Origin of the sequence: Halomonas sp. G11 (assembly GCF_001663515.1) — a bacterium.
Taxonomy (GTDB): Bacteria; Pseudomonadota; Gammaproteobacteria; order Pseudomonadales; family Halomonadaceae; genus Vreelandella.
Genome location: NZ_LYXG01000023.1, coordinates 46,995 through 69,751, shown reverse-complemented (window position 1 = coordinate 69,751; position 22,757 = coordinate 46,995). Strand labels below are relative to the sequence as shown.

General features: G+C 55.8%; 22 protein-coding genes and 1 pseudogene. 9 read left to right on the top strand and 14 right to left on the bottom strand.

The window, feature by feature from the left end:
• Positions 1–127: 127 nt before the first annotated feature.
• Positions 128–931: an amidohydrolase family protein gene (locus ADS46_RS11235; protein ID WP_066320151.1), complete on the bottom strand. Its 804-nt coding sequence runs from the start codon at positions 929–931 to the stop codon at positions 128–130.
• Positions 932–1,079: 148 nt separating this feature from the next.
• On the opposite strand from ADS46_RS11235, the gene ADS46_RS11230 reads away from it, so the two are divergent.
• The 5 genes from ADS46_RS11230 to ADS46_RS11210 all read left to right on the top strand — a co-directional run bounded on the left by ADS46_RS11230 (position 1,080) and on the right by ADS46_RS11210 (position 5,455).
• Complete coding sequence (locus ADS46_RS11230) at positions 1,080–1,838, top strand: GntR family transcriptional regulator (protein WP_066320148.1); 759 nt, start codon at positions 1,080–1,082, stop codon at positions 1,836–1,838.
• Positions 1,839–1,944: 106 nt separating this feature from the next.
• Entirely contained in the window at positions 1,945–2,856 is a 912-nt protein-coding gene (locus ADS46_RS11225; RefSeq protein ID WP_156524505.1) for a Bug family tripartite tricarboxylate transporter substrate binding protein, read from the top strand.
• Between the two features lie 28 nt (positions 2,857–2,884).
• Positions 2,885–3,334 carry a tripartite tricarboxylate transporter TctB family protein gene (locus tag ADS46_RS11220; protein ID WP_234346816.1) on the top strand — a complete coding sequence of 150 codons (450 nt, stop codon included), beginning with the start codon at positions 2,885–2,887 and terminating at the stop codon, positions 3,332–3,334.
• Between the two features lie 15 nt (positions 3,335–3,349).
• On the top strand, positions 3,350–4,840 hold the full coding sequence (locus ADS46_RS11215) for a tripartite tricarboxylate transporter permease (protein ID WP_066320142.1): 1,491 nt from the start codon (positions 3,350–3,352) through the stop codon (positions 4,838–4,840).
• A gap of 81 nt (positions 4,841–4,921) precedes the next feature.
• Positions 4,922–5,455 carry an invasion associated locus B family protein gene (locus ADS46_RS11210; protein ID WP_066320139.1) on the top strand — a complete coding sequence of 178 codons (534 nt, stop codon included), beginning with the start codon at positions 4,922–4,924 and terminating at the stop codon, positions 5,453–5,455.
• Between the two features lie 249 nt (positions 5,456–5,704).
• Here ADS46_RS11210 and ADS46_RS11205 read toward each other — a convergent pair whose 3' ends face one another.
• Both ADS46_RS11205 and ADS46_RS19175 read right to left on the bottom strand, forming a co-directional pair.
• A complete protein-coding gene (locus tag ADS46_RS11205) occupies positions 5,705–6,457 on the bottom strand; it encodes a Crp/Fnr family transcriptional regulator (RefSeq protein WP_082926063.1) in 753 nt (250 codons plus the stop codon).
• Between the two features lie 177 nt (positions 6,458–6,634).
• Positions 6,635–6,829: pseudogene (locus ADS46_RS19175) on the bottom strand (IS30 family transposase); the annotation flags it as partial.
• A 176-nt stretch (positions 6,830–7,005) separates the two neighbouring features.
• On the opposite strand from ADS46_RS19175, the gene ADS46_RS11200 reads away from it, so the two are divergent.
• Entirely contained in the window at positions 7,006–7,434 is a 429-nt protein-coding gene (locus tag ADS46_RS11200; protein ID WP_066320135.1) for a TOBE domain-containing protein, read from the top strand.
• A gap of 9 nt (positions 7,435–7,443) precedes the next feature.
• On the opposite strand, the gene ADS46_RS11195 is transcribed toward ADS46_RS11200, so the two are convergent.
• Positions 7,444–8,568: a molybdate transporter family protein gene (locus ADS46_RS11195; RefSeq protein ID WP_066320133.1), complete on the bottom strand. Its 1,125-nt coding sequence runs from the start codon at positions 8,566–8,568 to the stop codon at positions 7,444–7,446.
• Between the two features lie 593 nt (positions 8,569–9,161).
• Between ADS46_RS11195 and ADS46_RS11190 the strand changes: the two genes are divergently transcribed.
• Positions 9,162–10,016 (top strand): mechanosensitive ion channel family protein, encoded by an 855-nt coding sequence (locus tag ADS46_RS11190; protein WP_066320130.1) that lies wholly within the window; start codon positions 9,162–9,164, stop codon positions 10,014–10,016.
• A 101-nt stretch (positions 10,017–10,117) separates the two neighbouring features.
• Here ADS46_RS11190 and ADS46_RS11185 read toward each other — a convergent pair whose 3' ends face one another.
• Positions 10,118–11,809: a methyl-accepting chemotaxis protein gene (locus ADS46_RS11185; protein ID WP_066320129.1), complete on the bottom strand. Its 1,692-nt coding sequence runs from the start codon at positions 11,807–11,809 to the stop codon at positions 10,118–10,120.
• 275 nt (positions 11,810–12,084) lie between these two features.
• Between ADS46_RS11185 and ADS46_RS11180 the strand changes: the two genes are divergently transcribed.
• Positions 12,085–13,017 (top strand): ketopantoate reductase family protein, encoded by a 933-nt coding sequence (locus ADS46_RS11180; RefSeq protein WP_066320642.1) that lies wholly within the window; start codon positions 12,085–12,087, stop codon positions 13,015–13,017.
• 10 nt (positions 13,018–13,027) lie between these two features.
• On the opposite strand, the gene ADS46_RS11175 is transcribed toward ADS46_RS11180, so the two are convergent.
• Positions 13,028–13,618, bottom strand: a complete 591-nt coding sequence (locus ADS46_RS11175; RefSeq protein WP_066320128.1) for a LysE family translocator — start codon at positions 13,616–13,618, stop codon at positions 13,028–13,030.
• 24 nt (positions 13,619–13,642) lie between these two features.
• On the opposite strand from ADS46_RS11175, the gene ADS46_RS11170 reads away from it, so the two are divergent.
• Positions 13,643–14,170 (top strand): Lrp/AsnC family transcriptional regulator, encoded by a 528-nt coding sequence (locus ADS46_RS11170; RefSeq protein ID WP_324611684.1) that lies wholly within the window; start codon positions 13,643–13,645, stop codon positions 14,168–14,170.
• Between the two features lie 33 nt (positions 14,171–14,203).
• Here the strand turns inward: ADS46_RS11170 and mmsB are convergent, their stop codons facing one another.
• The 8 genes from mmsB to ADS46_RS11130 all read right to left on the bottom strand — a co-directional run bounded on the left by mmsB (position 14,204) and on the right by ADS46_RS11130 (position 22,602).
• Positions 14,204–15,106: a 3-hydroxyisobutyrate dehydrogenase gene (gene mmsB / locus ADS46_RS11165; protein WP_066320127.1), complete on the bottom strand. Its 903-nt coding sequence runs from the start codon at positions 15,104–15,106 to the stop codon at positions 14,204–14,206.
• A gap of 45 nt (positions 15,107–15,151) precedes the next feature.
• Positions 15,152–16,267, bottom strand: coding sequence for an enoyl-CoA hydratase/isomerase family protein (locus tag ADS46_RS11160; protein ID WP_066320119.1), 1,116 nt, complete (start codon positions 16,265–16,267; stop codon positions 15,152–15,154).
• A gap of 62 nt (positions 16,268–16,329) precedes the next feature.
• On the bottom strand, positions 16,330–17,484 hold the full coding sequence (locus ADS46_RS11155) for an acyl-CoA dehydrogenase family protein (RefSeq protein ID WP_066320116.1): 1,155 nt from the start codon (positions 17,482–17,484) through the stop codon (positions 16,330–16,332).
• Between the two features lie 263 nt (positions 17,485–17,747).
• Positions 17,748–18,746: a branched-chain amino acid ABC transporter permease gene (locus tag ADS46_RS11150; RefSeq protein WP_066320113.1), complete on the bottom strand. Its 999-nt coding sequence runs from the start codon at positions 18,744–18,746 to the stop codon at positions 17,748–17,750.
• 3 nt (positions 18,747–18,749) lie between these two features.
• Positions 18,750–19,637 carry a branched-chain amino acid ABC transporter permease gene (locus tag ADS46_RS11145; protein ID WP_066320111.1) on the bottom strand — a complete coding sequence of 296 codons (888 nt, stop codon included), beginning with the start codon at positions 19,635–19,637 and terminating at the stop codon, positions 18,750–18,752.
• An 85-nt stretch (positions 19,638–19,722) separates the two neighbouring features.
• Positions 19,723–20,946, bottom strand: coding sequence for an ABC transporter substrate-binding protein (locus ADS46_RS11140; protein WP_066320109.1), 1,224 nt, complete (start codon positions 20,944–20,946; stop codon positions 19,723–19,725).
• 109 nt (positions 20,947–21,055) lie between these two features.
• Positions 21,056–21,814 carry an ABC transporter ATP-binding protein gene (locus ADS46_RS11135; protein ID WP_066320108.1) on the bottom strand — a complete coding sequence of 253 codons (759 nt, stop codon included), beginning with the start codon at positions 21,812–21,814 and terminating at the stop codon, positions 21,056–21,058.
• Positions 21,811–22,602: an ABC transporter ATP-binding protein gene (locus ADS46_RS11130; RefSeq protein WP_066320105.1), complete on the bottom strand. Its 792-nt coding sequence runs from the start codon at positions 22,600–22,602 to the stop codon at positions 21,811–21,813. Before ADS46_RS11130 ends, ADS46_RS11135 begins: the two co-directional genes overlap by 4 nt.
• Positions 22,603–22,757 lie beyond the last annotated feature (155 nt).

Here is a 22,757-nt window from a genome sequence, read left to right as displayed (position 1 = left end):
GAGGCGGTGGCCACCGAGGGACTCATCCCTCGCCATCACGCCGAATCCCAGGAGACACGAGTCACCGACAACGCCGAGGCTGTGAACATCCCCTCATTCGATTTTATTAGCATTTGCTATACCTCATCTATAAAACATCCAGTCGAAACAAGGAACGGGGGGTCGTAGCAAGAATATGTTGGCGATCATCAGCATCGCTAATCCAGTGATTGAGCCAACCGTAAGTATCGCGGTAAGTATGCTTATCCTCATGGCGTGTCCACGGCCAATCGCTGCCCCACACCAATTTATCGCGCCCAAGATGATGTAACAGCGCTTGAACATGCGGCTTTAGATCGGCCACCGGTGAACGATAGGGAGCCGAGAGCTTCACCCAGGTACGTTCTGCCTGCCCGGCCTCAAGCAGCAGACGACACCCGGGATCTTGCCTAGGGACGGCTTCGACAGGCAGTCCAATATGATCGATGACTAACTTCACGCCATGCTCATGTAACGCTGGAAAAATTTCAGGCAGCCGATTTCCTTCCAGGTGTAGCTCAAGATGCCACTCCATGGTTTTCAGATGATCCAGAAAATCTATCCATTGAGGATCCTGGAGGTTTGGCAATGCGCTTCGCCCCTCAATGAGATTCCATCTCACCCCCACAATACCAACAGCATCAAGAGCGGCTATTTCCTCAAGGGTTGTCTCCTTGGCTAGCTGAACGACACCGCGATATGAATGATCAAGCTTGGCAAGAATTTCAAGCAGTTGCCGATTGTCATTACCCAGAAAGCTCGGCTGGACCAATACGCCGCCACTTAATTGGCAACTGGCGAGATTCTCTTGCCAGTCCGCAAGCGACGCAGGACGTGAGGGGCTGTAGTTAGAGGCTTGGACATTGTTCACAGGCCCGTAAACATGAGCATGACAATCAAAACCTGCTTTCACTTTTGGCACCTCATAACGTTATCCCTGGAGATTTCTCATCGGCTAGCTTGTTATACATAAGTCTAGTTCTCTAGAGAACTGGTTGACTGGAAGTATACACGGGTCTTCAATGACCTCAAGAAATCAACGATAACCATTGGGTGACCCTATGCAATCCAGATTCACTACTGATACGGACGGAAGATTACCTCTGTATGCCAAACTCCGCGATCAATTAGGGTCAAGGATTGCCAATGGGGAGTGGAAACCTGGCGACATGATCCCCTCGGAGAACCGTTTAGCCGAAGAGTATGGCGTTGCTTTGGCCACCATGCGGATGGCAATGAAGCAGCTTGTCGATGAGGGGCTGCTGGATCGTCGGCGAGGCACTGGTACCTTCGTTAAGCAACCTGCGTTCCGAGCCGATCTGTTTCGCTTCTTCCACGTGCATGACGTGGACGACCCCGATATCCCCGTCATACCAGAAAGCCGAATTCTTAGCTGCCAGAAAGTCCCCCTTCCCCCAGAGGCACAGAAAGCCTTTGGCGAGGACCCAGTCAGCCAATGCGTAAAACTGGAACGTGTTCGCCTCTGGTCAGGCGAGCCGCTGCTGTTTGAAGAAATTTACCTACGCCTGCCCGATTTCGAAGAGCTCTTGTCACTAAATCTGAAAGCGACGGGCCCTTTGTTATATCCCGTATTTCTCGAAAAATTCGGGATTCTAATCTCGTCGGCCACCGACGAGCTTTCGTTTGGCATTGCTACCGAGACCAGCGCCAAGCAATTGGAGCTAACACCAGACGCACCGGTCGCGGTCATCCAGCGCATTGCCCGCAATCCCGCAGGAAGAGTCATCGAGTTTCGCCGCGTACACGGACGGCCTGAGCGCTTCCGTTACCGTGTCACGCTCGGCGATCAACCCGCATGACAGCGCTCCTGATACATCCATTAACTCGCTTCATTACCTAAAAAGGTATCTAACAATGAAAAGATTACAGCTTACATCTGTTGTTGCATTGTCAGCATTGACTGCCATGCCGATCATGGCTGATGACTACCCGAACCGTCCCATTGAAATCATCGTACCGGCACCTGCTGGCGGCGGCACTGACAACGTTGCCCGCATGCTCAACCAATACCTTCAGGAGGAATTGGGAGAGTCCTTGGCCGTGCTGAATGTCGCTGGAGGAGGTGGTGCTATTGGGGTGAACCAGATTGCTCGGGCTAAGCCGGATGGCTACACACTACTCTCTACCTGGAATAGCCCTATCACCACTGTGCCGCACATGCAGCGTGTTCAATACTCGTATGAGACATTAACTCCCATTATCAGCACTTCACAGAGCGCTTACACCATGTGTGTAGCGCCGGATTTCCCCGCTGAAACGGGTGAGGAATTCATTGCCGAACTACAAAGCAACCCCGGCCAGTACGCCTATGGTAATGACGGTGTTGGGGGAACCATGCGTTTGGCGGCAGAACGTATTTTCGAAGCCACGGACATTGAAGCACGTCCCATTCCGTTCAGCGGCGCCGGTGAGACACTCCAAAACTTCCTTGGAGGCCACGTTGACATCTACGGTGGCTCCATCACGCCGGTACTTCCCTATGTAGAAGAAGGTAAGGCGAAGTGTCTGCTTGTGACATCCGCCGACGATAACGAGGCTCTCCCCCAAGCATCAGGCCTTGCAGCACTGGGGCATCCTGAGCTGGAAACCGTGCTGTGGCGCATGATGCTGGCACCAGAGGGTATGGAGGAACAGCGCGTTAACGTCATCGCCGATGCCGTTGCTAGCGCTGTAGAGCATCCCGAGTTCCAAGCGTTCCTGGCTGCTCAAGGTGAAACACTCAACCTTGTACGGGGTGAGGCGCTCCGCGAGCGTCTGCAGCAGGAAACCGAAGCGATTGGCGAGACACTCGACAAGCTTGGGCTTAAGAAAAACTAATCCATGCTGACTGGACGGTAATTTGCTCATGAACTTCAGAGATATTATCTCTGGCATCGCCTTCCTCATCCTCGGCTGTTCAGTCGTCTGGGTGGGGAATGGCTTTGATGCCGGCGCCGCTTACGTCCCCATGGGTGTTGGCATTCTGATATGCCTTTTTTCACTTCCTCTGATCTTTAAGGGCGTTATGCAGAGATTGAGGACAACTGAGTCGAGCAGCAGCGCTGTCGCCTTAATCGATCACCCTGGACGGTTTATGGCAACAGTCGCCTGTTGCCTGATCTATTACTTGGCCATGCCAACAGTGGGTTTCTACACCACTAGCACCCTGTTCATCATACTACTGGCGCTGGTACTCGGTGAAAGGCGTCCCAGCGTGGTTCTGGGTATTACGGTGGGCTTCATCATCCTGTTATACGGGTTGTTTGCGATCGTGCTGAAACGCCCCTTGCCCGTCGAGTTTTTCCTGGCTTCCTAAATAGGGTGACACGCTATGTTTGATTCCCTGTTCAACGCACTCCCCGTAGTACTGCAGTTTGGCTCCCTGGTCAGTCTGTTAGTGGGTACGCTGGTGGGCATCTTGATCGGTGCTCTACCCGGGCTCAATCCAGTGATGGCCATCGCTCTGATGCTTCCCCTGACCTACGGCTTTGATCCGGTGATCGCTTTAGGGTTGGTGGCAGGTATCTATAATGGCTCGATGTACGGTGGCGCCATTCCGGCCATCTTGCTGAAAATACCGGGAACGCCAGCTGCCATCGCGACGACATTCGATGGTTACCCCATGACACGTAATGGTCAAGGCGGGCTGGCCCTCAAGACGGCGTGCTGGTCGTCAGCCATTGGGGGAATCATCAGTGCCATAGCGCTAATGACGCTAGCCCCTCTTTTGGCGCAAGTCACGCTCGCTTTTGGGCCCACCGAATATTTCTGGGTTGCCGTTTTTGGTCTGGTAAGCATCGCCGTGCTGGTGGGCAGTGATATCAGCAAGGGCATGCTCAGCGCCCTATTTGGCATCGTCATTGGTCTGGTGGGGATCGACACCATCAGCGGTATGGAGCGTTACACTTTCGGGTCGCTCTACCTCAGCGGTGGATTCGACCTGATCATTGTGTTGATTGGCCTCTACGCGATTCCACCAGTGCTGGAAATGGCCGAGAAACGCAACGCCACCTACTACGATGAAGGCAGCTTCAAAGTCGATGCCAGTGGCAATGCACTGGCATTGATACGTCAGCACTGGCGTACCTGGACGCGCTCATCGCTGATAGGCGTCAGTGTGGGCATTTTGCCAGGTGCTGGCGGCAATCTGGCGGCATTGTTGAGTTATAACGAAGCGAAGCGCAAATCCGCTGACCCCGACTCTTTCGGTACCGGCAATCCAGTGGGGGTTGCCGCCGCCGAATCAGGTAACAGTGCCGACAATGCGTCTGCGATGATTCCGTCCCTGACGTTGGGCATTCCAGGCAACCTGGTCGCTGCACTGGTGCTCGGCGCGCTGATGATTCATGGACTTCAGCCCGGGCCACAACTGTTTACGAAGTCGCCTGATGTGGTCTTCGGTTTCATGTGGCAGATGCTGCTGACAGCAATGTTACTACTGTTACTGGGTGGCATGGTGGCTACCCGCCTTTTCGCCCAGGTCTTGCGCATGCCGACCGCCCTATTGGTTCCCACAACCTTGGTGCTCATGGCGGTGGGAGTCTATACCGTCAAGGGTAACATGACGGACCTGTATGTTATGTTAGGGTTTGGGTTGCTCGGCTATTTACTCCATCGACTCGCCTTTCCACTCGCACCCGTTGTGCTGGGGGTGCTGTTAGGGCCGATGGCAGAACAAAACTTACGCTTGGCAATGCTGCTCTCGCAAGACGACGTGGGTTCCCTCTTTACGCGCCCTATCTCGCAGGGGATTATCGCACTACTGTTATTGGTCGTGTTTTCACAGGTTTGGAAAAAGTTACGGAAAGGTCGTCAGGGTTAAGTAGGGGCTCGACCTCAAGCAAACAAGCAGGCATGGTAGATATTATCATTTACTATCAGCAAACCAACGGAGGTTACGCCAATGCCGCACTATCTTACTCAAACCCTACGCATGATGGGGCTATTATCGATCTTGGTGTTTTCACCCAACGCCTTCAGCCAACAACAACCGGGGACAGCTTCCGGTGATAATGTCACCACCGAGTCGTTCCAGGACTGGGAGGTCCGTTGCCAGCGTAATGCCGAGAGTCCGACCCCTTGTGCGATGGTGCAATTGGTCACTCAACCTGGCAGCAACCAGCCATTGATGCAGGTAGTGCTCGACTACCCGCCCCAGATCGATGGCCCGGTGATGAGCTTCTTCGTGCCGCTGGGGGTACGTCTGTCCGCGGGCATGCAGTTGAGTGTGGATGACGGTGAGCCCATCCAGTTCCCCTATCAGGTCTGCCAGGCGCAAGGGTGCCGTGCTGATGTTCCCATTGAGCCGTCGATGTTGCAGCAACTCCGTAGTGGCACTTCGGCAACCCTCAGCATGATTGATCCACGCGGTGAACGCATGGATCTAGATATTTCGCTGATCGGCTTTACCGACGCCAGTAGCCGCATCGCTCCCTGATCTTGGGAGCCTTACCAGACAAAACCGGCCCACGAAGGCTGGTTTTGTCTACCCAGCCGCTGTCAGCAGGCCCCAGACCCGAACCGTTGTACTTAATACAGATCAACACATCTTTCTACCAGTCAGTCGGCGCGAATTGTGAAAGCCTGGGTAAGCGAAATTGGCCTACATGCATGCTCCAAGACATACCCATGGAGATGTTGCTTCAAGCTAGCAATCATTCCAGCGGAAGCGACCCGCGCTTCTGCTTTATGGGGTAGCTCTTAGCAGTTCAGAAAACGCGTGAGGTAGGAATTCATCGATGTAGCTGTCATTGAACTCAACTAGCCGCGCCAACGCCTCGGGATCGGGTAACTTGATATGCTGGCGATCTCGAATCACAAGCCCCTCCTCCCGCAGCATCGAGAAGGTCCGGCTCACGTGTACCGGGCTCATCCCCAGCGCATCGCCGATCAGCTCCTGAGTGAGCGGCATGAGAAAGCTATTGTCCTCCACAGCTCCAATCCGCTTGAGTCGCAGATAGATCTCGTAGAGAAAGTGTGCCAGCTGCTCATGAGCGGCATACTTGCCAAGGTAGACCAGCCGCTCGGAAAGCAACGCTTGCTGACGCATCGCAGTGGCCATGATCCCGACAGCCAAGCTTGAACGCCCAAAGAGTTCAAAAAGCTGCTGATAAGAGAACGGATAGATCACACCTTCATTTATCATCGCAGCACTTGCCAGTCGACGGGTGAAGCCAAAATCGCGAATGCCGATGATATCCCCGGGGAGGTAGAACTTTAGAATCTGCTTCGAACCATTTTTCAAGTTGCGATAGGAGTATCCCCAACCTTCCTTGACCACGCAGAACAGATCAGCATGCCCGTTCTCCAGCCACAGCACCTCGCTGGCTGACATGTGCCGAGGGTTAAGCTCAAGTTCCAGCAAAAAGGCTTTGTCTTCATTTGACAATGCCCCTTGGCTGCTAAGGCCCCGCATGACGACTGTATCGAGGAGAGCCACTCTATTACCTCTCAGGCAAATGATTTTTTCACCTTATTCTAATGCATATGCCTACTCGCTCACTTAACATAGGTTATGGATAATCCGCATTATCAAGCAGTTGAGTAAATTCCTGCAGAGCGGCGACAGGAAAGACCTTTGAGCCACACTTGGCGATGGGCCAGCTTGAATTTCGATAATCAGGCTAGGAAGTTGCTTTGTCCACTTCCAGGCGGAGCGGCGTCTCTGATCGCTGTAAGACTGCGCTTGTGAGGGTTCATACCCCTTGGCACCCGAATTATATCTCTGCTCACGGCTCACGGTACTGTTGTGAATGCCAAGCTGTGGAGCAATCTGACGTTGGCTCAATCCTACATCCCTATGGGCAAAAATTTGCTATCGTTGTGCCAGGGTCAGTTGTCGGTATCCCATACGCTGCTTCACTTTGGTCAGTCAGGCGGAGAGGATACCGCTGTTGGCCCCTCCTGCCTCTATCGTATTATCCAAAGTGCTGCAGTTATTCTATGAATTCAGGAATCCAAATCAGCTGACTGACTAAGGAATAGACAATGAAAATTAGCGCCCGTAACGTATTAAAAGGCAACGTTCTTGCAGTGAAAGACGGGGCTGTAAACTCTGAAGTAACAATGGAACTGTCTGGAGGGGAGACACTGGTCGCGGTAGTGACGTGTGATAGTGTCAAGAACTTGAATTTGGCTCCAGGAAGTGAGGCCATTGCGCTTATTAAAGCACCTTGGGTCATGCTGATGACCGAGTCTGATGATGTGCGCCTATCTGCACGCAACTGCCTGAAAGGGAAGGTCCTTAGCGTTAGCGATGGTGCTGTCAATGCCGAGGTCATATTGGAACTGCTGGGGGGTAGCCGAGTATGCTCTATTGTCACCCGTGATGCAGTGGAAGAGTTGGGCTTGGAGCCTGGCGTTAACGCTTCGGCGATTATCAAGGCCTCACACATTATTTTGGCGGCCACTGCCTAACAACTTTTTCTACGCCACCTTTCGGCTACGCTCCCATGCAGCTCTAATCGTTTCCGCACCGACACCGGCTAATAATCCAAAAAATGGATCAGTCCAGACGGTAATCAACGCGGTGATGGCGATAACAGGCCAGCACGACGGTTTGGCTGCCCTAAGGCGCTTAGTGAATGCGAGCTCGAAGGCGGCCAATAATAACATTGCTCCTAGACCTGCCATGGGAATAGTGCCAATGGAGGCAAGCCCTCCCGGTACCATGGCGGTCACAAGCAAGCCAATTCCCAGCAATACGGGAGCCGTGCCTGTGCGGGCTCCGAAACGATAGTGCGCCGCTAAACCGCCCGCTCCATGGCACATAGGCAACGCACCGAGGGGGACCATAAACAGATTGGCCAATCCAGTGCTCACCGAAAGCCGAGCTGGCGAGACACGATGAGCTTGCTCGCCGAAGTAGTCTTCTGCCATTAACGCTGTGAGCAAGATGGCATTGGTTAATGTAAGCGCCAACTGTGGCAACACCAACATGGAAAACCCTTGCTGCCAGTTGGTTATATTCGGTAGCTCAGGCCAGGAAAAAGTGAACGAATGGGTTATATGGAGCGACAAGCTCGGAGCCCCAACCAATAAGCCGATTGCTATTGACGCACAAAGCCCTATCAGCGCCGCTGGCATGTTCGGCAACATCTTTAGGGTAATGATCAACACGGTTAACGTAGTCAATCCCACCGCCCAGGAGGTCCCTATCAACCCCAGGCTCATGTTGGCCAGTAAAATCCCCAGCCCTAATTGTAGGCCGGTTAACACGGATCTTGGTAAGAGACGTGCCAGCCAATTAATCCAGCCGATCGAGCCCAGTAACAACAATATTACGCCGATCAAAACACCGCTTGCGACCAGGCTCTCAGCACTCACCTGGGTAGTAAGTAACACGGCAGTGACGGCTTTCATCGGCTGTACCGGTATCGGAAGACGGTAATACAGACCCGTTGCAATGTAGAACGCCGCAAACCCCAAGAGCACAGGTATTGGGGCTAATCCCGCAACCCCAATAGCTCCTAGGCTCAATGGAAGCAAGGTACCTAAATCGCCCAGCGCGCCGCTGGCATCTTTCAATAAATTATTTTTCGATGAGGGCATACGGGTTTACTCGGCAATCACCTTTCCATTAGCAGGAAGTTATTGATCTCTTGAGGCTTGTAAAGCGTCTATTCCCCAAGCGCGTTGGTCATAAACACGCTCAGGAAAGCCGGTGGCTTGGCAAAAATATTGCCCCACGCATAAAGTCAGGTGCTCGATTTCGAGCACTGTAATGCCGAGATGCTTTTATTATGCATAAAGCTGTATTAATTCCACCGCTGAATACAGATAAAACAACCAAGGTAGATAATGCAACCCAAAGGCATGCGAACACAATGCACCAGCGTGCCTTACTTTATTGAGCCGAACACTACGTTGAGTGTTGGACATAAGGGGGCAGAAGCCTCGTGACCATCAAAACCATGCTACCGGTCAGGCTCAAATAACGGGATATCCTCACCCTCAACACTGCCGCAAAAAATCTTGCTAATCAGTGTATCCCCGCCCTGCGGGTTTTAATTGCTTTGCCGCTGGTAGACAGGCGTCGCCCATGCTTTCCGTGGAAGGTGGCGCTCGCCTCTGATCGACGGCATCGCATCACTGTGCCAAGATCGTGATGTGTCGAAGACCTGCAAGAGGAGCGCCAAACCATCATGCCTGAGGATTCCTTCTGGTTGGAGCTGTTGAGCAACCGTCTGGTGAGCTCGGTTGCGCTCGTGGCGATTCTCATAACGCTGCGTATCCTTGCCGTGCGTGTCATTCGCGGGCGCCAAGAGATTCTGTCCGATTACCGGCGTGCGTGGCTGGCCCGAATTCGCAATGTGGCCGTCATCCTGACGCTGCTCGGCCTGGCGTTGATCTGGCTGCCTTCCCTGCATGCCTTTGCCCTTTCCATTACCGCTTTTGCCGTGGCCTTGGTTATTGCGACCAAGGAGCTGATTCTGTGCCTTTCGGGCACCGTGCTGCGTATCGTCAACCAGCCGTTCGAGATTGGTGACTGGGTCGAAATCGGCAGCCTGCGTGGTCAGGTGGTCGACGAGACCATGCTGGCGACGACTCTGCAGGAAATTGGCGGCGCGGTGGGCCGTTTTGAATACTCCGGCAAGACCATCGTGGTGCCCAACAGCGTGTTCTTGACCACCCCGGTTCAGAACCAGAACTTCTTCAAGAAGTGGGTATATCTTGACGTCTGCGTGGTGTTAGAGGCCGACGTGGATATGCGATCCGAACTGTCGGCGCTTGAAGACGAAGTGGCCTCCCTGCATGCGCCGCATTCCGAATTGGCCCAACGCTACAGCGAGGTCATCAGAAAACGCAGCGGCGTCGACATCGCTGACCCCCAACCCCGCGTGACCCTGACGACCACGGACATTGGCAAGCAGCGCATTGGCGTCACGCTTTTCTGCCCCACGCCAAGCGCCTTTGAAATGGAACGCGCTATCAACGATGCCGTACTGCGCCGCTATTGGCATTTGCGCACGACATCGAATGCCTCAGCCCCAGCATAACCAGCTACGCCAGCCCGCTAGAAACGCTGGCAGCGGGCCACTCCAGTAGTGGCCCTATGACTATTACCAGGGATGAGGTGCCCCTCATCCAAATTGATGACTTAAAATTCTTCCCACTCCAGTTCTGCTACTTTCTTGGTGCTGGCAGGCTGGCCAAGTGAGGGGCGCGCCGGGTTGCTGGCGATTGCTCTTGCCGCCGGTTTGCGAAGCGGCAGCGCTGAAGAGGCGACGCCACACTGCAGTTTGAAGATAGCCACCGCGGTTTCAAGCTGGGCGGCCTGGTCTTCCAGGGACGCAGCGGCGGTCGCGGCTTCCTGAACCAAGGCGGCGTTTTGTTGAGTTACCTCGTCCATCTGTGAAACGGCCTGGTTCACCTGTTCGATGCCATCGCTTTGCTCTGTGGATGCCGCCGAAATTTCATCCATGATGTCAGCAACGCGCTTAACGGACGCCATGATCTCTTCCATTGTCTTACCGGCTCCTTCCACGAGGGTAGACCCCTGATGCACCTGGCCTGCCGATGTTTCAATGAGGCCTCTTATCTGCTTGGCGGCATCGGCGCTGCGGCTGGCAAGATTGCGCACTTCCGTGGCAACAACAGCAAAGCCGCGGCCTTGCTCACCCGCACGCGCTGCCTCGACAGACGCATTAAGGGCAAGGATATTGGTCTGGAAGGCAATCGAGTCGATCACGCCGATGATGTCGCTGATCTTTCTGGAGCTTTCCGAGATGCTATGCATCGTGTCGACGACTTGGCCGACCGCGTCACCACCCCGCGCTGCGGTGGCAGAGGCATCGCTCGCTAGCTTGCTACCCTGACGGGCATTGTCTGAATTTTGCTTCACCGTTGCGGTGAGCTGTTCCATGCTGGCAGCGGTTTCTTCCAGCGACGCGGCTTGCTGCTCCGTGCGTGATGAGAGGTCGGCGTTGCCCATTGAAATTTCCCGCGCCCCAATATGAATCGAGCCACTGCTGTCACGCACGCTCGATACCGTTTGAGAAAGTCCTGACTGCATATACTGCATGGCTGCGAACAGTTGGCCGATTTCGTTTCGGCCACGATCCGCGATCTTGTGCGATAAATCGCCCTGGGCAATGCGCTCAAAGTGGTGAACGGCTTCCTGAAGGGGGCGAATGACCACGCGCATCATACCGACTCGCACCACAACGACACTCAGAATGACCAGCAACAATGCGCCGATCCCTACGTACTCTGACGTCGTCATGGTTGACTGGTAGCCTGCCATCAACTCACTGCCCCGGGCTGTGGCATAGTCGATAAAGGCTTCATTGGTTTCGATATAGGCAAGATTGAGCTGGTCGCCTTCGCGCTTGGCCGCTCGATAGGCACGTTCATCATTGCGGTTAAGTGCTTCGTACTGAGGTATCAGGCCTCGCGAGAGCAATTGAGTAAAAGCGGTCTCGATCGCGTCTGCGTAAGGCTTGCCTGTTTCTGACTTGGGCACAGCCAAAAAGGCATCAAAACGCTGCTGGGCCATCTGGAGGGTCTGCCCTGCCTGGTCAAGATAGCGTTCTGCGAGCGCCTGGTCTCCCTCGTTCAGCGCGTCCAGATGGTTCATAAAAAACAGCTGTGTATCGGCAATATTCACCTGCGCCCGATTCAAAGAATTCAGCTGTTGGACATTGATGCGGTTGAGCTCATCAATCGAACCAGCGCCCAGCATGCTGGTTTTGTAGCCAAGCCCCGCCACGACCAGAATCAAGGTGGTAAACAGGCCTAGCACGACCGTCAAGCTCGCCTTGACGGTTAATTTTTTCAATAGATTATGCATCTTCGTTCTCTACGAGAGGGAATCATTCAAGGTGAATGCATCCAGCCAATGGGAGGGCACCTCGTAAAAAAAGTATTTAAAATACTGGTTTATGCGAGGTTAAAGAGAATATCGGCGCCAGGTGCATAAAATTGAGTTAAAAAGACGGCATTTCTGACAATATTGACCTGTGTCAATTAACGATGACAGTCACCCTGGACCGTTACCGACCTTCAACTCTGGGTAATGAACACGGTAAGCTTGTCGCCATACTCGCTGCAGATGCTGTCTCGATGATGACTCCCCACTGGATACTCGGCCCTGGTGCCATTGGCCGCCTGTTGGCCCATTCGCTGTCGCCCATAGGTGACGTCACCCTGGTTGGCCGCCGGGCGCTGGCTGAGCCGCAATGGCTGACCACGCCAGAAGGCGAGCGGCGCCCTCAGCGTTTAAACGCGCTTACCGTTGATCAAATGGCATCTGCAGCCCTGCCTGCGCCTGGGTTTGTGCATATCACCACCAAAGCCATGGCCGCTGAAGCGGCGCTTGAAAGCATCTCGCAGGTTATCCCCTCGACGACCCCGCTGGTGCTCTGGCAAAACGGCTTTTTGGCCCAGCCGCGGATTACCCAGGCGTGGCCGGGCCCTGTGCTAAATGCCACCACGACCCAAGGTGCTTATCTGAGCGGCGATGCTGAGGTGGTGCATGCGGGGCGCGGGCACACCTTTATCGGCGATCTGCATAACCGGCACCCTGCCCTGGCGAAAACGCTGGTGCAGACGTTGGCCCAGGCTGGGTTTGATGCCACGGCAGTGGACGATATCCGCCAGCGGCTTTGGCAGAAGCTGGCAGTCAACGCCGCCATCAACCCGCTAGTGGCGCTGCATGGCGTGCACAATGGAGAATTACGCGGCGCCGAGTATTCGGGCCGCGTGGCGTCTGTGATCACCGAAGTGGCGATGATACTGCAGGCAGAGGGCATTCAGCCGCCAAACGCGGGCCAAGGCGACGCCGCGTGGCGGGCGCTGGTATGGCAGGTGGTGGACAATACCGCGGGCAACAAGGCCTCGATGCTTCAGGATGTGGAGGCCCACCGCCCCACCGAGCGCGGGGCGATCTTGGGGCCGTTAATCGAAAGTGCAAAGCACCATAGGCTGCCATGTGAGGTTCTACAAGCGCTTGATTCCGAGCTAGCGGCATTGGAAGCCAGTTACCTGAGCCCTCACTAAGTACAAAATCCTAGGCCAGCACTGGATACAGCGAGCCCACCAGCAACACCGCCATGGTGATATTGAACGCCCGGTTGCGCCTGGGGCTGGTCAGCCACTGGCGCACCACCAGGCCCAGCCAGGCCCAGATCGAAATCGCGGGAAAGCTGACCATGGCAAATACACTGGCCACCATCACCACGGAAAGCAGGGTTCTGTCCGGCGCGTAGAGGGTGATGGCCGAAAGGCACATTGCCCAGGCTTTGGGGTTCACCCACTGAAAGGCAGCCGCCTGCAGGAACGTCATGGGCGTGCCCTTTTCATCCGATGCCTTGAGCGGCGCGGCGTTGGCGATCTTCCAGGCAAGCCAAAGCAGGTAGGCAATCGATACCGCCTGCAGCACCTTGCTCAGCAGCGGATAGGCATCGAAAAGCGACATGAGTCCGCCCCCGACTACCAGCACCATCACGCTGACGCCCACCATAATGCCAAGCATATGAGGCAGGGTTTTCCTGAAGCCAAAGTTCGCGCCTGAAGCCATCAGCATCAAATTGTTGGGCCCTGGGGTCACAGTGGTGACAAACGCAAAGGCCGTTAAGGCAGCCAATACCGATATGCTCATTCTCGCTGTCTCTTTTGGGTGAGTATGCGTAGAATTTTACGTGCTCGAATGCGCAATATGGTGCCTAATATCCATTTAAATAACCGCTTTCCGCAAGAAAATATGAAAATAGATACCCTTGACAGAAAAATATTGCACGAACTCAAGCGTGATGGAAACCTGAGCAACGTTGAACTTGCCAAGCGGGTCAACCTTTCTGCCTCGGCATGCCTGCGCCGGGTGCAGGAGCTCGAGAAAAACGGAGTCATTCTCGGGTATCGGGTAATCACGGCGCCAGAGGCGATGGGGCGAGGCTTTGTGGCGTATGTCACGGTGGGGTTGGCAATACATACCAAGGCGGCTCAGGAGGGTTTTGAGCGGGCGATGGCCGTGGCCAATGAAGTAGCGGAATGCCACAACATCGCCGGCCCGTTCGAGTATCTGCTGCGCGTCGAAACCCGCGACCTTGCCAGCTACAAGCGCTTTCATACCGAGGTGCTGGGCACCCAGCCTCATGTCAGCGCCATTTCCACCCTGATTGTGATGGACTCGCCCAAGGACGAGCGCGGCTAGGGGCGGCCGACGAGCCCATCACTTGCCTGCGCGTTATGCGTTACCGTCTTTGTCCTGATAGAACCGCATCAGACTCGAGAAGTCGAGCTTGCCGTTACCGCCTGCTTTATGGAAGGTAAACAGCGAGCGGGCGGCGGAGCCCATGGGCACCGGCGAGGCGCTTAGCTGGCTGACGTCCATGGCCAGGCCCAGGTCCTTGATCATCAAGTCGACTAAAAAGCCGCCTTGGTAGCCTTTCGATGCCGGGGCATTTTCCATTACGCCCGGGTAGGGGTTATACACATTGAGCGCCCAGTTACCACCGGAGCTTTGTTTCATGATCTCTGACAGTACTGCTGGGTCGAGGCCGTTTTTGACGCCCATGTTGATCGCTTCGCAGGTACCCGCCATCAGGATCGACAGCAGCATGTTGTTGCATACCTTGGCAATCTGCCCGGCGCCATGATCACCGGCGTGGAAGATATTCTTACCCATGGCGTCCAACACGGGTTCGGCCTGTGCGAACTGAGCCTCACTGCCACCCACGATAAACGTCAGCGTTCCTGCCTGGGCGCCGCCCACACCGCCGGACACCGGCGCATCGACAAAGCCAATCCCTTTCGCCTCACCCAGCGCCGCCACGTCTCGGGCGGTATCCGCATCGATCGTGGAGCAGTCGATCACCAACGCACTGGGCTTGATCAAGTCAAACAGAGGCGCATCGCCTTCGGCATAAAGGCCCATGACGTGCTTGCCTGCAGGCAGCATCGAAATCACGAAGTCGGCATTGGCAACGGCTTCCTGTGCGGAACTTGCGACTTCGCAGCCCTGGGATTTTGCCGTTTCCAGCGCGCTTGCCGAAAGGTCGAAGGCGCACACATGAAAGCCTGCCTTGACCAGGTTGGCGGCCATGGGGCCGCCCATATTGCCTAAACCGATAAATGCGACGTTGCTCATAGCGTTTGTCCTTGTTGTAAGTCGTTAATTGTATGTTGGAAAACGTTAGCGAAGATCGTGGAGCGGATTCGTAGCCCACGGCGGCGTTAAAAGCTCGTCGATGAACGACGCCTCAACCGAGGCCACATCGGGGTAGGTCCAGTCAGGTTCACCGTCTTTATCCACCAGCAGGGCACGCACCCCCTCGGGGAACTCCCGGTGACGGCAACACTGGACCGAAAGCGCCAGTTCCGACTGAAACACCTCGGCAAGCGACATGTACTTGGCCCGCTTGAGCTGTTCATCGATCAGCGTGATGGACACCGGGCTGCCGTGAGCCAGCGTTTTCTGCGCTTTGCTAAACCACTTGTCATCGCTTTTGACGTCCGCAATAGCGGCAACAATCTGTTCAACGGTATCGTGATCCATCAGCTCGCGGATCAGCGGGGAGAATTTATATACCGGGGCTTCCAGCTCTTCGAACACCGGCTGGGACGCCTGCTCCAGCTCGCGCAGAATACGGTTGACGACCCCATGGGTATCCGTGTTCTCCCCTTCGCCCCAGGCGGCTTGAGTCAGCTTTTTCGCCAGCGTATCGCGCTCGTGGCTGGCAATGGCTCGGTCGGCCAGGCCCAGGTGAACGGCATCCGGCGCGTTGATCTGGCTGCCCGTCATGGCCAGAAAACGCCCGGTGCCATTGGGCAGGCGGTTAAGGAACCAGCTGGCACCCACGTCCGGGTAAAGGCCGATGGTGACCTCGGGCATCGCCAACCGCGACGTTTCTGTCACCACCCGATGGCTGCTGCCGCTTAGCAGCCCCATACCGCCGCCCATGACAATGCCGTTACCCCAGCAGATCACTGGCTTTGGGTAGGTATGCAGCGCGTAATCCAGACGATACTCCTGATGGAAAAAGCGCTCCGGAAAATCGGGATCGCCCTCACCTTTAATCGCCTTGTAGAGGCTGACCACATCACCACCGGCGCAGAAGGCTTTTTCTCCGGCGCTATCAAGTAGCACGGCGACCACGCGCGGGTCCTCCTGCCAGTCGGCCAGGCGGGGCAGTATTTCCTCGATCATTTCCAGGGTCAGGGCATTCAGCGAACGCTCAGAATTGAGGGTTATTTCCGCAATGACGTGGCCGTCCTGGGTGGGGTGTTCGGCAAACAGTACGCTACTCATCTAACCATCCTTATTCGGTGCAACCACTACAACGATTTGATCAACGATCGGCTTTGCAGCGTTCATAGCTCAGCGGCGCCTTCTGCAAGCACCCGGCGTGAAATGATCAGACGCATGATCTCATTGGTCCCCTCAAGAATACGATGCACGCGGGTATCACGCACAAAGCGCTCCATCGGGTACTCCTTGATATAGCCGTTGCCGCCGTACAGCTGAAGCGCTTCGTCACATACACTGAAGCCTACATCGGTGGCGAAGCGCTTGGCCATGGCGCAGTAGGTAAGCGCATCCGCGTCGCCCGCGTCCAGCTTGGTGGCGGCCAGGCGTACCAACTGCCGCGCGGCGACCAGCTCGGTCACCATGTCGGCCAGGCGGAACTGAAGCGCCTGGAAGTCCGCCAGACGCTTGCCGAACTGTTTGCGGTCGAGCATATAGGCCCGGGCCTCGTTGATGGCCTGCTGAGCGGTACCAATCGAGCAGGTGGCAATATTGATTCGGCCGCCATCCAGGCCTTTCATGGCGATCTTGAAGCCGTCACCTTCGTTGCCAAGCATCTGATTTGCAGGCACCCGAACGTCTTCGAACGTGATCGTACGGGTCGGCTGGCTGTTCCAGCCCATTTTGGCTTCCTTACGGCCGTAACTAATGCCGTCTGCCTTGGCATCCACCGCGAAGGCGGAAATGCCCGCTGCGCCCTCTCCGCCCGTGCGTGCCATCACCACCAGCACATCGGTACTGCCCGCACCGGAAATAAACATTTTGCTGCCGTTGAGCAGGAAGTCGTCGCCGTCGCGCTTGGCCGTAGTTTTGAGCGAGGCGGCGTCGGAGCCTGAGTTGGGCTCGGTCAGACAGTAAGAGCCTAATAGCTCGCCGGTGGCCAGCTTTTCGCCCCACTGCTCGATGACCTCTGGCGTGCCGAAATCGGCCAGCATCCAGGTGACCATGTTATGGATCGTGAGATACGCCGTGGTAGAGGTGCAGCCCATGGAAAGCTGCTCGAAAATGATGCTGGCATCCAGCCGTGAAAGCCCCAGTCCACCGACGCTTTCCGGTGCATAGAGCGAGCAGAAGCCCAACTCACCCGCCTTGCGGATCACTTCAACGGGGAATATAGCCTCCTGGTCCCATTCCGCCGCATGGGGAGCCAGCTCATTTTGGGCAAAGGCACGCGCCATATCGGCAAACGCAACCTGGTCTTCACTCAGCTCGAAATTCATGGCGACGCTCCGCTGAAAGCCGCCCCCCTAGATCAAGCCTCAAGGGGTCGCTTTCGATATTGTGATTGTGGTCTTCAAGCGGGGATGACGAAAAGCCAAACACGCTAATTGACGTTTACGTTAACTTATATTTTAACCCTGCCATACGCAACCACCCTCCCCCTCGACCTTTGGCGTAGACGGCTTCCTGATCAAAAAAGGGTGCCGAATGGCACCCAACAACGGACAGACGCGAACCCGCTTTGTCGATAAAGCAGCGGTATTTACTTAAAGTTTTTGCGGTACATCTTGCCAAGCTCCCCCACAATGCCGCTGCGGAAGCTCAGTACGCAGACCACGAAAATGATCCCCAGGATGACGCTCACCCAATTACCCAGCGGTGATTGCGCAAGAATATGCTGAAGGCTGACCACCAGGCTTGCCCCCATCACCGGGCCAAGCAAGGTGCCGACCCCACCCAGCAGCGTCATCAAAATCACCTCGCCCGACATATGCCAGTGGGCATCGGTCAGCGACGCCAGCTGAAACACCACGGTTTTGGTGGAGCCCGCCAGCCCCGCGATCGCGGCGGACAGCACGAAGGCGAGTAGCTTGTAGGCGTCCACGTTATAGCCCAGCGAGACTGCCCGGGGTTCGTTTTCGCGAATCGCTTTTAATACCTGCCCGAATGGCGAATGCACCGCGCGCTGAATCAATGCAAAGCCAAACAGGAAGATGGCAAACACGAAATAGTACATGGCGACATTATTGCTCAGGTCGATAAAGCCCAGCAGCTCGCCCCGCGGTACGCCGTGAAGCCCATCTTCCCCGCCGGTAAAGGGCGCCTGGATGAAAACGAAAAACATCAGCTGCGCCAGTGCTAAGGTCACCATGGCAAAGTAGATGCCCTGGCGGCGGATCGACAGCACGCCAAACACCACCCCCAGCAGCGTCGCTGAAAGCGTACCGGCGATAATGCCCAGCTCTGGCGTGAGTACAGGGTAGCTGGCCAACAGATAGCCGGTGACATAACCGCCGCTCGCCAGAAAGGCCGCATGCCCAAACGAGAGCAGCCCCGCGTAGCCAAGTAGCAGGTTGAACGCACAGGCAAACAGCGCAAAGCAGAGAACTTTCATCAAAAAGACAGGATAGGCCAGAAACGGGGCGACCAAGCCTATCGCGATCAGCGCCAGATAGAACAGGGTACGGCGCTGCTTGGCTCGACGCTGCCGCTCGGCGACCATTGATGGCGCGGCTATGGCTTCGTGTTGAGATTGCGTCATGGTTTACGCCTCCTTACCGAACAGCCCTGAGGGGCGTAATAACAGAACCAGAATCATCACCAGGAAAATCACCGTATTGGCTGCCTCGGGGTAATACACTTTTGTTAGCCCTTCGATGATGCCCATCGACAGGCCGGTGATAATCGCCCCCAGAATCGACCCCATACCGCCGATCACCACCACGGCAAATACCACGATCAGCAGGCTGGAGCCCATGGTCGGCGATACCGGATACAGCGGCGCCGCCAGCACCCCGGCAAACGCCGCCAGCCCGACGCCAAAGCCGTAGGTCAGGGTAATCAGCAAGGGCACGTTAACGCCAAACGCCTGCATCAGCTGGGAGTTTTCTGTCCCCGCGCGAAGATAGGCCCCCAGCCGGGTCCGCTCGATCATGAACCAGGTGAACAGGCACATCGCCAGGGCCGCCACCAGCACCCACCCCCGATACACAGGCAGGAACATGAAGCCCAGGTTCATGCCACCCTGCAACGCTTCAGGGGCGGTATAGCGCGCTCCTGAAACACCGAAAATATTGACCAGCGTACCCTCGAATATCAGCGCCAGCCCAAAGGTCAGCAATAGGCCATACAAGTGGTCCAGGTGAGCGATACGACGAAGCAAAAAGCGCTCCATCAACATACCGAAAGCACCCACAACAAGCGGCACCAACACAAGCGCCAGCCAGTAATTGATGCCTAAATAGCGAAAGCCCAGCAGCGCGGCAAAAGCGCCCAGCATGTATTGCGCTCCGTGGGCAAAGTTGACGATCTTCAACAGACCGAAGATGACCGCCAGACCCAGGCTGAGCAGTGCGTAAAAAGCACCGTTCACAAGGCCCAGTGTCAGTTGCCCCAGGAACACGGCCAATGGCACGCCGAATATCATCGTCATGGTACGACTCTCCCCGACATCAAGCGGGTAGCAGCCAACGACTGCTACCCGAAGATGGATGCTTGTTTATTACCTCTGGGCTGATTTAGTTCTGCACCAGTTCGCACTGGCTCTCAGACAGCGGACGATAAGCTTCTTCGGCGGGAATGGTGCTGAGGATTTCGTAAAGATCCCATTCACCGGTGGATTCCTCAGGGGTTTTCACCTGGGCCAGGTACATGTCATGAATCATGCGGCCGTCTTCCCGAATACGGCCGTTGCGAGCGAAGAAATCATCGATCGGCATCTCCGCCATCTGGGCACGAACGGTTTCCGGGTCGTCGGTGCCAGCGGCTTCAACGGCTTTCAGATAATGCATGGTGCTTGAGTAGATACCTGCCTGCACCATGGTCGGCATGCGTTCTTCTTCTGCGTAGTAGCGCTCCGCCCATTCCCGTGACTGATCGTCCATATCCCAGTACCAGCCGGTGGTCAGCAGCAGGTTCTGGGTGGCTTCCAGGCCAAGCGCGTGCACATCGTTAAGGAAAATCAGCAGGCCAGCCAACTGCTGCCCGGATTGCGTCAGGCCAAACTGGCTCGCCGTGGTGATGGCATTGACCGTATCGGAGCCCGCATTGGCCAGGCCCACAATCTTGGCACCTGAACCCTGGGCCTGAAGAATATAGGATGAGAAGTCGTTGGTCGGGAACGGATGCCGAACACCACCGACAATTTCACCGCCATTCGCCTCCACCACGCTGGTCACATCGGCTTCCAACGCATGACCGAAGGCATAATCCGCCGTCAGCATGAACCAGCTGTCACCGCCCTGATCCACCACCGCCTTAGCGGTACCGTTGGCCAGCGGATAAGTGTCGTATACCCAATGAATGTGATTAGGCGTGCAGTGCTCGTTGGTGATACTCGACGCCGCCGACCCGGACACAATCGCCAGGCCATCGTTTTCTTCGATCACATTGCTGACGGCGATCGACACCGATGACGCCACCAGGCCGCCAACCATGTCGACGTTGTCCTCGTCGATCCAGCCGCGCACGGTATTGGCGCCTACGTCAGCACTGTTGCGATCATCAGCACTGGAAATCACGATGGGCGCGCCGTTGACGCTGCCGCCAAAGTCCTCAACCGCCATCTCCATGGCAGTTAAGCCACCAGGGCCAGCAAGATCACGGTAGGTACCCGACATATCGGCTAAATAGCCAATACGCACTTCGTCGTCACTCATTTGCGCCTGGGCATTCGAAGCCATCAGGCTGGTGGCTGCCGCCGCGGCAACACAGCAGGCTAGCGTTTTCTTGTTAAATGTCATGCTATTCTCCTGACTCTAGAGAGCCTTTGTTGTTGTGATACAGGCGAAATATCAAGCGTGCTTGGTCAAGCATGTGGCTTGTGAAATAAAGCTTGAAAACCGTGTCGGGTTATACCCCCAGCATTGAATTGAGATGCTCACGGCGGCTTGGCAGCTCGGCTGCGCTGATTTCCTCGACGATCTGCCCGTGCTCCATGACGAAGTGGCGATCCGCCAGCGGCGCGGCAAAACGAAAGTTTTGCTCCACCAGCACAATGGTCATGCCACGCGCCTTGAGCTGTTCCAGCACCTCACCGAGCTTTTGCACAATCACCGGCGCGAGGCCTTCGGTAATTTCATCCAGCAACAGCATCCGCGCACCCGTGCGCAAAATACGCGCCATCGCCAGCATCTGCTGTTCACCGCCGGAAAGCCGGGTACCCTGGCTTCTACGCCGCTCGTAGAGGTTAGGAAACATGGCGTAGATTTCATCGAGACTCATGCCGTCTGAACGCACAGTAGGCGGCAATAAAAGGTTTTCATGCACATCAAGGCTGGCAAAAATGCCACGCTCTTCCGGGCAGTAACCAATCCCCAGGCGCGGGATATGGTGCGGCTTCATGTGCAGTGTTTCGTTGCCGTTGATGATGATCGAGCCGGAACGCCGCCCCACCATGTTCATGATGGCTTTCAGGGTAGTGCTACGCCCGGCACCGTTGCGGCCCAGCAAGGTCACCAGCTCACCGCGCTTTACGTCGAAATCGATCCCGTGGAGGATATGCGACTCGCCATAAAAGGCATGCAGATCCTGTACGCGCAGCATTTCCAGGCCTTGAACATTATCGCCAGGTGCCTGATCCATAGGTGCCTGCGCTTCAGCGGTATTCATACGGCAGCTCCTTCCTCTTCGGCGGCGTCGCTGCCCATATAGGCTTCGCGCACTAGCGGGTTACGGGACACGTTGTCGTAATCGCCCTCGGCCAACACGGCGCCCCGCGCCAGAACGGTAATACGATCGCACAGACGGCTCACCACGCTCAGATTATGCTCTACCATCAAGACGGTACGGCCTTTCGATACCCGCTTGATCAACGCCACGATGCGGTCGACGTCTTCTGCGCCCATGCCTTGGGTGGGTTCATCCAGCAGCATCATGGTCGGATCAAGGGCCAGCGTGGTGGCGACTTCCAATGCCCGCTTGCGCCCGTAAGGCATCTCAACGGTTAGCGTATCGGCATACTCGCCAAGCCCCACTTCTTCCAGTAATTCAAGGGCACGCTCATTGAGGTGATCCAGGGATTTCTCTGACTTCCAGAAGTGAAACGAGGTACCCAACTTACGCTGGAGCGCCACCCGCACGTTTTCCAGCGCGGTCATATGGGCAAAGACGGCTGAAATCTGAAAGGAGCGCACCAAACCCAGTCGCGCGATCTCATTGGATTTCATCGAGGTAATGGGGTTACCCCGATAGAGAATCTCCCCGCGGGTAGGGGGTAGAAATTTGGTCAGCAGATTGAAAACCGTGGTTTTGCCCGCGCCGTTAGGCCCTATCAAGGCGTGAATATGCCCTTCCTGCACCTGGAGATTGACATCGTCCACCGCTGTAAAACCACGAAACTCTTTGGTCAACCCGCGCGTTTCGAGAACGGGCACTTTCCGGACATCGTCTGCACACATGAAGTGGTAAGCCTCTTGTTGTTCTTGTGCTGACTTAGAGCCCCCTGACCCACGATGGCATGCTGATGCATGCCTCATGTGCCAGTGACTTCTTTACACCAGCCTTTATCTACCTCTAGCAACTTGCAGAAACAGAATTCGTTAGCTGGCAACAT

Excerpts from the sequence above, each read along its gene's own strand:
- ADS46_RS11210 (WP_066320139.1), top strand. The coding sequence starts at position 4,922 with ATGCCGCACTATCTTACTCAAACCCTACGCATGATGGGGCTATTATCG.
- ADS46_RS11135 (WP_066320108.1), bottom strand. The coding sequence starts at position 21,814 with ATGAATACCGCTGAAGCGCAGGCACCTATGGATCAGGCACCTGGCGAT.
- ADS46_RS11140 (WP_066320109.1), bottom strand. The coding sequence starts at position 20,946 with ATGACATTTAACAAGAAAACGCTAGCCTGCTGTGTTGCCGCGGCGGCA.
- ADS46_RS11200 (WP_066320135.1), top strand. The coding sequence starts at position 7,006 with ATGAAAATTAGCGCCCGTAACGTATTAAAAGGCAACGTTCTTGCAGTG.
- ADS46_RS11175 (WP_066320128.1), bottom strand. The coding sequence starts at position 13,618 with ATGAGCATATCGGTATTGGCTGCCTTAACGGCCTTTGCGTTTGTCACC.
- ADS46_RS11230 (WP_066320148.1), top strand. The coding sequence starts at position 1,080 with ATGCAATCCAGATTCACTACTGATACGGACGGAAGATTACCTCTGTAT.
- ADS46_RS11190 (WP_066320130.1), top strand. The coding sequence starts at position 9,162 with ATGCCTGAGGATTCCTTCTGGTTGGAGCTGTTGAGCAACCGTCTGGTG.
- ADS46_RS11215 (WP_066320142.1), top strand. The coding sequence starts at position 3,350 with ATGTTTGATTCCCTGTTCAACGCACTCCCCGTAGTACTGCAGTTTGGC.
- ADS46_RS11150 (WP_066320113.1), bottom strand. The coding sequence starts at position 18,746 with ATGACGCAATCTCAACACGAAGCCATAGCCGCGCCATCAATGGTCGCC.
- ADS46_RS11180 (WP_066320642.1), top strand. The coding sequence starts at position 12,085 with ATGACTCCCCACTGGATACTCGGCCCTGGTGCCATTGGCCGCCTGTTG.
- ADS46_RS11220 (WP_234346816.1), top strand. The coding sequence starts at position 2,885 with ATGAACTTCAGAGATATTATCTCTGGCATCGCCTTCCTCATCCTCGGC.
- ADS46_RS11225 (WP_156524505.1), top strand. The coding sequence starts at position 1,945 with ATGCCGATCATGGCTGATGACTACCCGAACCGTCCCATTGAAATCATC.
- ADS46_RS11195 (WP_066320133.1), bottom strand. The coding sequence starts at position 8,568 with ATGCCCTCATCGAAAAATAATTTATTGAAAGATGCCAGCGGCGCGCTG.
- ADS46_RS11170 (WP_324611684.1), top strand. The coding sequence starts at position 13,643 with ATGCGTAGAATTTTACGTGCTCGAATGCGCAATATGGTGCCTAATATC.
- ADS46_RS11185 (WP_066320129.1), bottom strand. The coding sequence starts at position 11,809 with ATGCATAATCTATTGAAAAAATTAACCGTCAAGGCGAGCTTGACGGTC.
- mmsB (WP_066320127.1), bottom strand. The coding sequence starts at position 15,106 with ATGAGCAACGTCGCATTTATCGGTTTAGGCAATATGGGCGGCCCCATG.
- ADS46_RS11145 (WP_066320111.1), bottom strand. The coding sequence starts at position 19,637 with ATGACGATGATATTCGGCGTGCCATTGGCCGTGTTCCTGGGGCAACTG.
- ADS46_RS11160 (WP_066320119.1), bottom strand. The coding sequence starts at position 16,267 with ATGAGTAGCGTACTGTTTGCCGAACACCCCACCCAGGACGGCCACGTC.
- ADS46_RS11155 (WP_066320116.1), bottom strand. The coding sequence starts at position 17,484 with ATGAATTTCGAGCTGAGTGAAGACCAGGTTGCGTTTGCCGATATGGCG.
- ADS46_RS11130 (WP_066320105.1), bottom strand. The coding sequence starts at position 22,602 with ATGTGTGCAGACGATGTCCGGAAAGTGCCCGTTCTCGAAACGCGCGGG.